The following is a 12,952-nucleotide window of genomic DNA, read 5'->3' as shown; positions in this document are numbered from 1 at the left end:
CCGTCAGGCGGGCTTTATGCAGTGTTTCCTTTATACAGCAGTTTCCTTGTTTTCCCGAATCACAGCACGCATTGCCGCCACGGCGACCTCAATGGCGTGTGTCATGTCGCTTGCGGCGTGTTCCTTGTCCCGTACCACTGCCTGTCGTTCCTGGTTCCATAGCATCTGCAAAATGGTGGCACAGCGGACGTGCCGTGCGGCGGCGACCGTGAACAGAGCAGCCGATTCCATTTCCGATGCCAGCGTGCCGGCGGCTTTCCATGCCTGCCAGTTCTGGAGCAGGGTGGGAGCTACCGGCATGGTTTCCGGCGAGTGCTGCCCGTAGAAAGAATCCTTGCACTGCACCACGCCGGTATGATAATCATATGCAGCAGCACGTGCCGCACAGACCAGGTGTTCCGTCAATCCGAAATCCGGCACCGCCGGAAATGCCAGCGGCATGTATTCCTGCGAAGTGCCCTCCATGCGGATCGCTCCTGTGGGAATGATCAACGCCCCCGGCACCAGTTCCGGCTGCATGCCGCCGCAGGTGCCGATCCGCAGAAAGGTATGTGCCCCCAGAGCAACCAGTTCTTCCATGGCGATCGCGGCAGAGGGCCCGCCGATGCCGGTGGAGGTGACGCTGACGCGGGTGCCGTCCAGCGTGCCGGTATAGGTGGTGAACTCCCGGCTCTGTGCCACCTTCTGGGCGTTTTCAAGATAGGACGCGATCCACGGAACACGGTCCGGATCGCCGGGGAGAAAGACATAGTGTCCGATGTCCTCCGCAGTGCATTGAATGTGAAACTGACGTTCTGCCATAGGGAACTCCTTTCTGAATCGGTTGCCTATCCCATAATTCGACACACTTCTTGACAAAATTCCGGAATTCTGCTAAGATACTGATACAGGGATAACGCCGCACAGGAATATGTGGTGTTCGCTTTCATCAAAGGCAGGAGGAAAAATGCCATGCAGCAATATTCCAACCGACCTCCGTTTATGGGACCGGAGTATCACTATGATCTTAGAGCATTGATTTTTGGGATCGTGTCGTTTTTGTTTTGCCAGCTGCCGGTGCTGTCCGTCGTGACGGGCATCGTGGCACTGGTCTATGCAGCAAGGGCGAAAAAGCGGCAGTGGAATTACAGCCGCGGCATGCGTCGCTGCGGTATCATTTTGGGAATCGTCGGCATTGTCGTATGTGTACTTTTCAGCATTTACTGGGGCATTTCGATCCTGCGGACAGTGATCATGCTCTATGAAGAAAATCAAATGGTACCGGCTCCGCCGAATCCCCAGTTCTTTGAGGGACCCGGCACACCCGCAGCGATTTATGGCACCATCGCACAAAGCTCGCCTGACGGCTTTGCACGCGATCTGCATCATTTTTTATGATTCTGAAGAATCTGGATCGGGTTCTTCCGGTTGGAAGCTGTTTTCCGCGTCGTCATCGGTTTGCTTTTCTATGCCGAATGGCTGGACATCGTCCGGCAGAGGCTTGACTATGGCAAAACCGCTGTCGGCGTTTTCTTCTGCCTGTTCGCGGCAGGCGGGGTCCACGTGGAACGTCACCGCCTGTTTCCGGTTGAACACCTCGTTGACCCGTTCTGTGCCGCCGTATTCGCCGTCAATGGTCCACGAAACCGGCTCTTCGTCCAGTGCAGTGACTTTCAGGTGCGATGTGCGGAAATAGTGGAGATACTGTTTTGCCAGTCCCAGCTGGATCTTGGAGAATGCCATGACCAGTTTGTGGAATTCCACCAGATTAGAGGGCTTGTGGATCAGGGTGACTTCAAACAAGCCGTCGTCCCAGCGAACATCGGACAGAGCCAGAAATTTCGCAACGGAGGAAGAATTGGTCACCATGCCGTAGAGGAATTCATCCTCGATCACGCCGCCGTCGTATTCGATTCGCATGCGGTATGCCCGAATTTTCGGCAGCTTGGAGATCGCGTTGAGCAGGTAGGCGGAGTGTCCCAGCAGGTTTTTGAAATGCTGCGGCGTTTCGTAGGAGATCTCCGTAAATGCTCCGAATGCTGCCACGTAGGTGAAGTATTTGTCGTTGAAGCTGCCCACGTCGCATACCAGATCTTCGCCGTGAATGATACAGTCTACGGCTTGTTCCGGATCCTTGGGAATTCCCAGACCGCGGGCGAAGTCGTTGGTGGAGCCAAGGGGAATATAACCGATGGGACACTGGGTCTTGCTTTTCATACAGCCCTGAATGACTTCGTTCAGGGTGCCGTCACCGCCGGAGCAGACGAGAATATCATAACAGCCGGCATCGCACGCCAGCTTGGCACAGGCGGTGGCATCGCCGCGGTCCTGTGTCGGATGTACGGTCACCTGAAATCCGGCAGCGGTGAATTTGTCGATAATCATTGCCAGATGTGCCCCCGCCGAGGCTCTGCCGGAATGCAGATTGCAGATAAAATAGATCTGTTTCAACTGTGCTACCTCCTTTTTTCAGAAAAAGATGTTGCCTTTAGTATACCACAAATTTTACAAAAATGCAAGCATTTTGATTTGTGAACGTCTTTGAAAAATACTGTAAAAAATAACGCATTTCCTGCGTTTTTCGGTGCTTTTTGAATTTTTTTTGCTTGCAATTTTATGTGCACTATAGTATAATGAGAAAACGATACACAGATACCGTTGTGTGCAGGTCATGTATGTGGATCGTTGAAAGTGGAAAAAGGTATAAGGCATCACCGCACAACATTTTAGGCAGTGTTTCCCTTGTGCAGTGATGCCGCTAAAGGAGCGTGGAGGTTGTTATGAGTAAAGTTCAGAATAAAGTAAATGGATTTACGCTTGTTGAACTTTTGATTGCCTCTGTGATTATGGGGATTCTTGCTACAATTTTGGTGCCTGCTCTGCTGCAATATATTGAACGAAGTCATGAAACCATTGACATCACCAATGTGCGTGAGGCATATCTCAAAGTCAGAACGGCATCGATGATCGATGGAGCAGCAGGTGTGTCCAAAACGGTAAAGCTTGAACAAAAACGAGATGACTGACAGTCGTTCAATCCTGTAACGATTGCGGGGATCAAACACTATACCTGGGAAGGGGATACAGATCACTGGAAAGGTATCCCCGCGGCGAACGGAGAGTGTGAGATCACCTATACGCCTTCGACCGGCATTGTTTTCTACTGGAAAGGAAAGAGTGAAACCAGTACAGTTACTGATATTGATTTTAACGAAGATCTGCATAGTGCCCTGAATCAAACAAGTATATTGTCAGATTTGATCGCAAATAAATCTGCTCGCTTTGAGATCGATTCTCAGTGTCCCAATTCTACAATGGTACCAAAAGTACAGGAGCAGATCAGAGAAAGCAGTCTGCTGAATTACGGTACATGGGCATATTTGGGAAGTCCGAATGATGCTTCCGGAAGGTATCTGTTCTGGACTTCGGTAAATACTGAAGCAGTTGGTGCGGGGAAAAAGATCCCTGTGATCATCAGCAGGGCAGATGGTGGATTTTATATCTCTGAAACGACAACGGCAGAACGATCGAATAAGGGTAAAAATTATGTCGCGATCGTAGATCATATTTATAATTCTGCCGGATTCAGACCATACACCAAAGGTGAACGTTATAATAGTCTGACGGAAGCGTATGCGGCATATGAAAAACTGGTTGCAGAAAAATATCCGGATTATAAGGATGCACTGCCAAAATAAAACAGATCGTTAGAGAATTGAACGGTATAAAAATCCGGACTTGACAAAACGGCAAAAATCCGGTATAATAAAAGTCCATGAGCAGACTGTGTGATAGCACAGCGGTTTCGCTGTGAGGAAAGTCCGAGCACCATAGGACAGGATAGCTGCTAACGGCAGCCGGGGGCGACCCTAGAGCCAGTGCAACAGAGAGATACCGCCGCGGGTTTCCTGCGGTAAGGGTGGAAAGGTGTGGTAAGAGCACACCAGAGTGCAGGAGACTGTACTGCTATGTAAACCTTATCCGGTGCAACGTCTATTGGTACACGCTGTCTTAACATCGGTCCGGTGGACAGCGGCGTAATGGCGGCTAGAGCTGTGAGGCGACTCACAGACCAGATAAATTATCACACACGACAGAACTCGGCTTACAGGTCTGGTCATGGAAAAACAGCACAGCATTGATACCGTGCTTTAAGAGCCTGTTTTGTATTTTTTGCACGCATTTTGCCTGCATGTCCGGATACAAAATGGGCTCTGGCTCTTATTTGTGCTTTGTGCAATGTTACTTTGCAGCTGTGCAATGAAAAATACACCATTGTGCCGCATATGCTGTTTCAGGAGGAAACGGCGATGCAGCAGAATGAATCCAGAAAACATACAAAAGCACCGTACTCCGTCCGCGTGATCCCGCCGTCCAAAAATGCGGCACAGGAAAACGCCGACCGGATCCGGTGCGGAAAAATGCTGGGGCGGCTGATGCAGCTTTCAGAGGAAATGCAGGGGCGGGAGTCCCCGAAAAAACGGAGGATTTGACATGGACGCAGAAACGATGCTCTGGTATGAAAAACCGGCAGAGGATTTTGACCATGCACTGCCTGTCGGCAACGGCAGAATCGGAGCCATGATCTTTGGCGGTGCAGCAGATGAAGTGCTGAAGCTGAATGAGGACTCTATCTGGTCCGGCGGCAAGCGAAACCGGAACAATCCTGATGCACGGGAGGGACTGGAAGAAGTCCGGAAGCTGCTGAAAGAGGAACGCATTCCGGAAGCAGAAAAAGTCGCTTTCGAAAAAATGCAGGGTGTGACGCCGAATTCCAGACACTACATGCCCTTGGGCAACCTGAATTTACACATGGATTTTGCCGGAAAGGCAAAGCAGTACCAGCGGAGTCTGGATCTGGAACACGCACTGGCAACGGTACGCTTTACCGCCAACGACATCACCTATGTGCGGGAAGTGTTCGTTTCAGAACCGGATCGGGTGCTGGTGATGCACATTGCCGCCAGCGAGCCGGCAATGGTCAACCTGCGGGCAACCTTGGACGGCAGAGATGACTACTACGACGACTGCCGTCCCTGCACGGACTACCCCAACATGCTGGTCTATGACGGCGGTACCGGCAGCAAAGACGGCATTTTCTTCGCCGCAGCTCTGACCGGATTTGCCGAGGGCGGCACACTCCGCACGGTGGGCGGAGCACTGGAGGTAAAAGATGCCAATGAGGTAACGCTGATCCTCAGCGTCGGCACCAGCTTTTACCACGGAGAACAGTATGAGGACTCCGCCAAGCTGGACGCATCCTATGCGGCAGACTGCAGCTATGAGGAACTGCTGTACCGGCATCTGACGGAGTATCAGGAAAAGTTCCGTCGGGTACGGTTCACCCTGCCGGACAACAGCGAGGGCGGCAGCGAACTGCCTACAGATGAACGCCTGATGCGGCTTCGCGGCGACGAGGGTGACCACAAGGAGTGCAAGCTACAGATCCATGACAGCAAGCTGGCAGTGCTGTACTTCAACTATGGGCGGTATCTGATGTTGTCCGCCAGCCGCCCGGGAACACAGCCTATGAACTTGCAGGGTATCTGGAATCAGGACATGTGGCCGGCGTGGGGCTGCCGCTATACCATTAACATCAATATTCAGATGAACTACTGGCCGGCGGAAGTCTGCAATTTGTCGGAATGCCATCTGCCGTTGTTCGACCTGATCGAACGCATGCGGGCAAACGGACGGGAAACCGCACAGGCAATGTACGGCTGCCGCGGCTTTGTCTGCCACCACAACACAGACATCTGGGGCGATACGGCTCCGCAGGATCTGTGGATGCCGGCGACGATCTGGCCTATGGGTGCGGCATGGCTCTGCCTGCATATCTTCGAGCACTACCAGTTCACACAGGACTTGGAATTCCTCGACCAGCACTATGAGGCAATGCGGGAGGCTGCCCTGTTCTTCGTGGACTATCTCACGGAAAACGACGAGGGCGAACTGGTGACCTGCCCGTCTGTGTCGCCGGAAAATACCTATAAAACCGAAAGCGGTGCCAAGGGCTGCCTGTGCAGCGGACCGTTTATGGATACGGAAATTTTGACAGTGCTGTTCCGGAACGTCATCGAAAGCAGCAAGCTGCTGGGACGGGACGGAGAATTTGCCGCAGAACTGGAAACCCTGCTGCAAAAACTGCCGCCGCTGAAAATCGGCAAATACGGGCAGATTCAGGAGTGGGCAAAGGATTACGAGGAAGTAGAGATCGGACACCGCCACATTTCCCATTTGTTTGCTCTGTATCCGGCAGATCTGATCACACTGTACTACACACCGGAGCTGGGCAAGGCTGCCCGTGCGACTTTGATCCGCCGGCTGATCCACGGCGGCGGGCATACCGGCTGGAGTCGTGCATGGATCATCAATCTGTGGGCAAGACTGTTAGACAGCGGCATGGCATACGAGAACTTCCAGCAGCTTCTGGCGTGGTCTACTAACCCGAATCTGCTGGATTCTCACCCGCCGTTCCAGATCGACGGCAACTTCGGCGGCACGGCGGCAATTGCCGAGTGCCTGCTGCAAAGTCATTCCGGCGAGATCAATCTGCTGCCGGCACTGCCGGAATCGTGGCAGGACGGCAGCATCAGCGGTCTGCGGGCACGGGGCGGCTTTGAAGTGGATATGATATGGCATGCCGGCAAGCTGGAAACTGCGGTGATCCGCTCTCTCAGCGGAAATATGTGCACGGTTCGTACCAATACAGTGACCAGTGTGTCCAGTGATGCGGGAGCAGTTGATGCCAAAATTGACGGTGCACTGCTGCGGTTCCCCACAGAAAAGGGCATGACTTATCGTCTGAAAGCGTAATATTCGGGTGAAACAGATGGCAGGTGGTCTGTGTGCTGCCTGTCGTGTTTCTCCGGACGATCCCTCTAGGAGATGGAGCAATTTTGAGGAAAGAACAAGTGTTCGCTCTGGCGGCGGCAGGTGTGCTGCTGACAGGGTGTGCAAAAATTGAACAGGAAGAATCCCAGCCGTCCGCTTCGGTGGCAACTGCCACAACACAGCTTGCAACAGAAGCAGAAACGGTTCCGGCACAGCAGTACCCGTCTGTGGCGTTACAGGTGCCGGAAATCACCCGACAGGACGTGTCCATGAAGCTGGAGGCAGAAGATGCTGCCGTTCCCAGCGGCTGTTCCGTGGCGATGATGCCCCGACTGGGCTATTCCGGAAACGGATACCTGAGTGGGCTGGATGCCAAGAATGACAGCAGTCTGGTGCTGAATGCCGAGATTCCGGCGACACAGCACTATGACATCACCGTTGTAGTGGGGGCAAGTGCCGCTTCGACCTGTAAGATTCAGGTGGACGGCGAAACTGTCTACACCATGAAAACCGATGCCACCAACAATTTCATGCGGGTCAAGATTCAGGGGATCTTCCTCAATGCAGGAGCGTGTGAACTGTCGGTGGCTCCGGTGGACGGCATTGTGGACATTGACTGCATTGAACTGGTGAACAATACCAGCTTATATGACGGAACTTCTGAAATTTCCGCCACACCGGTGAACAGCAAGGCGACTGCCAGGACACAGCAGCTGTATCAATTTTTGCAGCAGAACTACGGTTCCAAAATCATTACCGGACAATATGCCTCGGACAGCAGCGGCAAGGAACTGGACGAGATCTATAACATCACCGGAAAATACCCGCTGATCCGGTTTGCGGACATGAACGCCTATTCTCCCAACGGCGGGGATTCCCAGAACGCCACTGCTGTGGCGGACAGTCTGGCGTGGGCGAAAAACGGCGGTGTGGTAGGGCTTTCGTGGCTCTGGAACGCTCCCATGGGAACGGGAACGATCTACGAGAAAGACACCTCCTATGACCTGAAAACGGCGGTGACAGACGAGGACATTGCCGGAAAGTCGCTGGAGGAATTGTCTGCCATGGTGACAGAGGGCAAGATCTCGCAGAACTGCTATGCTCTAGTGTCGGACATCGACAGCATTTCAGAGGCATTGCAGCCGTTGGCAGATGCCGATGTACCGGTGCTGTGGCGACCGCTGCCGGAGGCTGGCGGCGGCTGGTACTGGTGGGGCTCCGACGGGGCAGAGAATTACCAGTGGCTCTGGAAGCTGCTGTACACCCGTATGACAGAGTACCACCACCTGAACAATCTGCTCTGGGTCTGGAACGGACAGAGCAGCAGCTTTCTGGTGGACAGCAGCATGTACGACATTGCGGCACTGGATCTGTACGTGGAAAAAGATCAGACTTACGGCAGCCGCTACGAACAGTATGTGGCACTGCGGAACATGTCCGCCGGAAAGATTCTGGCGATCAGCGAGTGCAGCAACGTGCCGGACATGAATGCCATGTTTCGGGATAACGCGGTGTGGTCGTACTTCGGGCTGTGGTATGCTCCTTATCTCGGAGAGTACACCGACAACAACACCTTAATGGAGTTTTATAACTCTGAAGCGGCTCTCACCAGAGAAGATTTCTCCTACAGCGAATAAAACAAAGCAATAACGACAAATAGAGAACGTATTCGAATTGGATACGTTCTTTTTTTCTGCAAAATGATAGAGATACTTTTGTTTCTTTGAAGATGCAGCGGAGTCTGATTTTTTTCGGGAAAAGGGTTGACAATTGCCTTGCAATTGTATATAATGAACATATGAACAATCGTTCAAATGAATTGCATGGAGGAAACGCAAATGAAAAAGGTATTTAAGCTGAATGATCTGGACTGTGCAAACTGTGCCGCAAAAATGGAGGCAGCGATCCAGAAGCTGGACGGTGTCAAGTCGGCAACCATCAGCTTCATGACACAGAAGCTGACACTGGAGGCAGACGATGCGGATTTTGACAAGGTGCTGAAGGCTGCACAGAAGTGCATCAGCAAGGTAGAACCGGACTGCGAGATTATCATCAAGTAAGGGCAACACTGCATAAGCATTGCACGGTATTGCCCTAAGACCAATTTCCATGATAGAAAACAGGAGGCGATTCATATGACAAAACAACAGCGTAAAATTCTGATCAAGATCATTATTGGTGCGGTACTGTTTGCCGTGGGAATGGTGGTCACACATCTGCTGACGCTGCCGTGGTGGGCGGAACTGCTGATTTTTCTGGCAGTGTATCTGGTGCCGGGGTTCAGTGTGCTGGAAAAGGCTGTGCGGAACATTGCACACGGGCAGGTATTTGATGAGAATTTCCTGATGACGATCGCCTCCATTGCGGCGTTTGCAATCGGACAGTATCCCGAAGCTGTAGAAGTTATTCTGTTCTATCAGGTCGGCGAACTGTTCGAAAAAATTGCCGTGGGACGTTCCCGTCAGGCAGTGTCCGACTTGTTGGATCTCTGTCCGGACGAAGCCACTGTCCTGCGGGACGGCAAGCCGGAAACGGTACTGGTAGATGAGGTGGAAGTCGGTGAGCATATTCTGGTTCGCCCCGGCGAAAAAATCCCGCTGGACGCTGCTGTTTTTGAGGGACACACTACCATTGATACGGCGGCTCTCACCGGCGAATCCATGCCGGTCAGTGCGGCAGAGGGTGACGCAGTTTGCAGTGGCTGTGTCAATCTGAGCGGTGCAGTAGAACTGGTTGTCACCAAGCCGGCTTCGGAGTCCACAGCTTCCAAAATTATGGAACTAGTGGAAGAATCCGCTTCCAGCAAGGCGAAAACAGAACAGTTTATCACCAAGTTCGCACGGTATTACACCCCCTGCGTGGTCATTGCTGCCCTCATTCTGGCAGTAGTGCCGCCGCTGATCGCCGGTCAGCCGTTCTCCGGCTGGATCTATCGGGCACTGACGTTCCTGATTATTTCCTGTCCGTGTGCACTGGTCATTTCCGTGCCGCTGAGTTTCTTCGGCGGAATCGGTTGTGCTTCGAAAAACGGTGTGCTGGTCAAGGGCAGCAACTATCTGGAAGCCCTGTCCCACGCACAGACAGTGGTCATGGATAAGACCGGTACGCTGACGGAGGGGAAATTCCACGTTACCAGGCAGAAAGCAGTGGAAATCACACCGGAGGAACAGCTGGAGCTGGCGGCTCTTGCGGAATCGGCATCGAATCACCCCATTGCCCAGTCGCTGAAAGAGGCATACGGCAAGGCAATTGATACGGAACGTGTGGAAGACGTGCAGGAGATTGCCGGACACGGCGTTTCTGCCAGGGTGGACGGCAAACAGGTGCTGGCAGGCAATGCGGCTTATCTGGAAGATGCCGGCTTGCAGCCGGAAACACCGACGGAAATTGGTACAGCAGTGCATCTGGCTGTAAACGGTGTATATGCCGGCTATATCCTGATTGCGGATACGATCAAACCGGACGCTGCACAGGCAGTGCAGGCATTCCGGCAGGCTGGGGTTTCCACGGTGGCAATGCTGACCGGCGACAGCGAATCGGCGGCGGAAGCAGTCGGGGACACTTTGCAGCTGGACGAGGTACACGCCAAGTGTCTGCCGGCGGATAAGGTACAGTTCATGCAGGCATACCGTGCCAAGCTGGCAAAGGGCAGAACGCTGGTCTTTGTGGGCGACGGCATGAACGATGCTCCGGTGCTGGCACAGTCTGACGTAGGCGTTGCCATGGGTGGTCTGGGTTCTGATGCGGCAATTGCGGCAGCGGATCTGGTCATTCTGGACGACAAGCCCTCGAAGCTGGGGCTGGCGATGCACATCGCCAAAAAGACTATGGGCATCGCACGGGAGAATATCGTCTTTGCACTGGGTGTCAAGGCAATCGTGCTGGTACTGGGTGCTGTCGGTCTGGCACATATCGGTGCGGCAGTTTTCGCAGATGTCGGGGTGTCTGTCATTGCGATTCTGAATTCCACCCGTGCCATGCGGACAAAATTCAAGTAATTAAGGCAATACCGCACAAAGATTGTGTGACAGATGCGTCGTCAAATTTTCCGTCAGATGAAACAAAAAGCGAAGTGAATACTGTGATGTATTCACGAGCATTTTTGTGAAATATGACGGGAAATTTGCAAGCATCTGCTTGCAGTGTTTCCTCAGAGAAAAAGAGAAGAAATGGATATGGGGCAGACCTCTCGGCAGGGAGGTCTGCCTCTTTTGTAAAGTTGTGCAAAAAAGTGGGAAAAAATCTTGACAAGGCTCGGTGAATTGTAGTATAATAAAAATAATCACTGTTTTTTTAAATAGTGTCTGTCAGGAAAAACTGCCGCAGCAGGTGCGGCAATGGGATTTTCCATGCAGAAAAATCTGAACAGAAAAGGAGCATTTGCATATGCTGCTCGACAAATATTTGCCTCGTATCGATTTTGACAGTTACGAGGATTTCAAAGCAAATTATCGTGTCAACATTCCGGACGACTTCAACTTCGGTTTTGACATTGTAGACGAATGGGCAAAGCAGGAGCCGGAAAAGAAAGCCTTGGTCTGGTGCAATGATGCCGGCGAAGAAAAGGTGTTCACATTCACGGACATTTCCCGCCTGTCCAACCAGACAGCCAACTATTTCCAGAGCCTTGGCATCAAAAAGGGAACTGTTGTCATGCTGATTCTCCGCCGCCGTTGGGAGTACTGGATTTGTGCAGTGGCTCTGCACAAGATCGGTGCCATTCTGATCCCGGGTTCTTTGCAGCTGGCAAAGAAAGACCTGATCTACCGCGGAAACAGTGCACAGATCCACACCATGGTATGTCTGGACGACAAGTATGTACTGGAGCAGGTGAACGAGGCTCAGCCCTCTGTGCCCAGCATTCAGCACAAGATCGTAGTGGGCGGCTCTCACGAGGGCTGGCGGAACTTCCACGAGGAAGTGGAAAAGTTCCCCACAGAATTTGCACGTCCCACCGGTGAAGCAGGCACCAAGGCACATGACCTGATGCTGGTATACTTCACCTCCGGCACTACAGGCGAACCGAAAATGGTAGAACACGATTACACCCACCCGCTGGGACATATCGTGACTGCGAAATATTGGCAGCAGGTACAGGAAAACAAGCTGCACATGAGCGTATCCGATTCCGGCTGGGCAAAGTTCGGCTGGGGTAAAATTTACGGACAGTGGATCTGCGGGGCAGTGATCTTTGCCTATGATATGGACAAGTTCGTGCCGACACATCTGCTGCAAAAGATGCAGGACTACAAGCTGACCACATTCTGTGCACCGCCGACTATGTACCGGTTTATGTTGCAGGAAGATGTGGCTTCTTATGATCTGTCCAGCATTCAGAATTTCTCCACCGCCGGTGAACCGCTGAATCCGGAGGTATACTATCGTTGGCAGGAACTGACCGGCAAGGAAATTCGCGAGGGATTCGGACAGACCGAGGGTTCGGTTCTGCTGGCAAACTTCCCGTGGATTACGCCGAAGCCCGGCTCTACCGGAAAGCCCTCGCCGCTGTATGACATTGTGCTGCAAAATGATGACGGCACACGAACCAAGGACAACGAGCAGGGTGCACTGGTGATGCAGAACCTGAAAAAGGCTTACCCCACCGGTCTGTTTGTGGGCTACTATAAGAATCCGGAAATGACACAGGAAATTCTGGGCGGCGGCAGCTATTGCCCGCACGATGTGTTCATGCGGGATTCCGACGGTTACTACTGGTTCGTGGGCAGAAATGACGACGTTATCAAGTGCTCCGGCTATCGTATCGGACCGTTCGAGGTAGAAAGTGCCCTGATCGAACATCCGGCTGTGCTGGAATGTGCGATCACTGCGGCTCCGGATCCGATTCGCGGACAGGTTGTCAAGGCAACTGTCGTTCTGACAAAGGGATATACCCCCAGTCCGGAACTGACCAAGGAACTCCAGAACCACGTAAAGCACACCACCGCACCGTACAAGTATCCGCGTATCATTGAGTATGTGGACGAACTGCCGAAAACGCTGGGCGGCAAGATCAAGCGTGCTCAGATTCGCAAGGAAGACGAAACGGCAGTAAAGAATTCCTAAGACGGGGTTAAAAAATATTGCAAGGAAAGCGTCATGCAGGTGTGAACTGACCCCAAAAAGTTAGACAAAGATTCAA

Annotated in this window: 11 protein-coding genes and 1 other RNA gene; 10 read left to right on the top strand and 2 right to left on the bottom strand. The window is 52.5% G+C overall.

Annotated elements, in window-relative coordinates:
* Positions 1-30 precede the first annotated feature (30 nt).
* Positions 31-801, bottom strand: a complete 771-nt coding sequence (udp, locus tag RUMCAL_RS00435; RefSeq protein ID WP_021680381.1) for a uridine phosphorylase — start codon at positions 799-801, stop codon at positions 31-33.
* 150 nt (positions 802-951) lie between these two features.
* On the opposite strand from udp, the gene RUMCAL_RS00430 reads away from it, so the two are divergent.
* Positions 952-1,377, top strand: a complete 426-nt coding sequence (locus RUMCAL_RS00430) for a DUF4190 domain-containing protein (protein WP_040646313.1) — start codon at positions 952-954, stop codon at positions 1,375-1,377.
* On the opposite strand, the gene RUMCAL_RS00425 is transcribed toward RUMCAL_RS00430, so the two are convergent.
* Entirely contained in the window at positions 1,372-2,430 is a 1,059-nt protein-coding gene (locus RUMCAL_RS00425) for a diacylglycerol/lipid kinase family protein (protein ID WP_084194289.1), read from the bottom strand. The two genes, RUMCAL_RS00430 and RUMCAL_RS00425, sit on opposite strands and share 6 nt — an antisense overlap.
* 329 nt (positions 2,431-2,759) lie before the next feature.
* Between RUMCAL_RS00425 and RUMCAL_RS14200 the strand changes: the two genes are divergently transcribed.
* The 9 genes from RUMCAL_RS14200 to RUMCAL_RS00390 all read left to right on the top strand — a co-directional run bounded on the left by RUMCAL_RS14200 (position 2,760) and on the right by RUMCAL_RS00390 (position 12,876).
* A complete protein-coding gene (locus RUMCAL_RS14200; protein ID WP_021680377.1) occupies positions 2,760-3,005 on the top strand; it encodes a type II secretion system protein in 246 nt (81 codons plus the stop codon).
* Between the two features lie 231 nt (positions 3,006-3,236).
* Complete coding sequence (locus tag RUMCAL_RS14195; RefSeq protein ID WP_156902353.1) at positions 3,237-3,677, top strand: hypothetical protein; 441 nt, start codon at positions 3,237-3,239, stop codon at positions 3,675-3,677.
* Positions 3,678-3,755: 78 nt separating this feature from the next.
* Positions 3,756-4,103: RNase P RNA component class A (gene rnpB / locus RUMCAL_RS14225), an RNA gene on the top strand.
* 186 nt (positions 4,104-4,289) lie between these two features.
* A complete protein-coding gene (locus tag RUMCAL_RS15240) occupies positions 4,290-4,472 on the top strand; it encodes a hypothetical protein (protein ID WP_147330024.1) in 183 nt (60 codons plus the stop codon).
* A 1-nt stretch (position 4,473) separates the two neighbouring features.
* Complete coding sequence (locus RUMCAL_RS00410; RefSeq protein ID WP_021680374.1) at positions 4,474-6,795, top strand: glycoside hydrolase family 95 protein; 2,322 nt, start codon at positions 4,474-4,476, stop codon at positions 6,793-6,795.
* Positions 6,796-6,878: 83 nt separating this feature from the next.
* Positions 6,879-8,450 (top strand): glycosyl hydrolase, encoded by a 1,572-nt coding sequence (locus tag RUMCAL_RS00405; protein WP_156902351.1) that lies wholly within the window; start codon positions 6,879-6,881, stop codon positions 8,448-8,450.
* Between the two features lie 201 nt (positions 8,451-8,651).
* Positions 8,652-8,873, top strand: coding sequence for a cation transporter (locus RUMCAL_RS00400; protein WP_040646307.1), 222 nt, complete (start codon positions 8,652-8,654; stop codon positions 8,871-8,873).
* A gap of 75 nt (positions 8,874-8,948) precedes the next feature.
* A complete protein-coding gene (locus RUMCAL_RS00395; RefSeq protein ID WP_021680370.1) occupies positions 8,949-10,811 on the top strand; it encodes a heavy metal translocating P-type ATPase in 1,863 nt (620 codons plus the stop codon).
* Positions 10,812-11,199: 388 nt separating this feature from the next.
* Positions 11,200-12,876 carry an AMP-binding protein gene (locus RUMCAL_RS00390; RefSeq protein WP_021680368.1) on the top strand — a complete coding sequence of 559 codons (1,677 nt, stop codon included), beginning with the start codon at positions 11,200-11,202 and terminating at the stop codon, positions 12,874-12,876.
* The last annotated feature ends 76 nt before the right edge of the window (positions 12,877-12,952 follow it).

The organism is Ruminococcus callidus ATCC 27760 (assembly GCF_000468015.1).
Classification (GTDB): Bacteria; Bacillota; Clostridia; order Oscillospirales; family Ruminococcaceae; genus Ruminococcus_C; species Ruminococcus_C callidus.
The sequence above is the reverse complement of the archived record's forward strand: the minus strand, read 5'-3'. Positions and strand labels throughout refer to the sequence as shown.

Bases quoted from the DNA above. Each gene is read 5' to 3' on its own strand.
- RUMCAL_RS15240 (WP_147330024.1), top strand. From the start codon at position 4,290: ATGCAGCAGAATGAATCCAGAAAACATACAAAAGCACCGTACTCCGTC.
- RUMCAL_RS00400 (WP_040646307.1), top strand. From the start codon at position 8,652: ATGAAAAAGGTATTTAAGCTGAATGATCTGGACTGTGCAAACTGTGCC.
- RUMCAL_RS00395 (WP_021680370.1), top strand. From the start codon at position 8,949: ATGACAAAACAACAGCGTAAAATTCTGATCAAGATCATTATTGGTGCG.
- RUMCAL_RS00430 (WP_040646313.1), top strand. From the start codon at position 952: ATGCAGCAATATTCCAACCGACCTCCGTTTATGGGACCGGAGTATCAC.
- RUMCAL_RS14200 (WP_021680377.1), top strand. From the start codon at position 2,760: ATGAGTAAAGTTCAGAATAAAGTAAATGGATTTACGCTTGTTGAACTT.
- RUMCAL_RS00390 (WP_021680368.1), top strand. From the start codon at position 11,200: ATGCTGCTCGACAAATATTTGCCTCGTATCGATTTTGACAGTTACGAG.
- RUMCAL_RS00410 (WP_021680374.1), top strand. From the start codon at position 4,474: ATGGACGCAGAAACGATGCTCTGGTATGAAAAACCGGCAGAGGATTTT.
- udp (WP_021680381.1), bottom strand. From the start codon at position 801: ATGGCAGAACGTCAGTTTCACATTCAATGCACTGCGGAGGACATCGGA.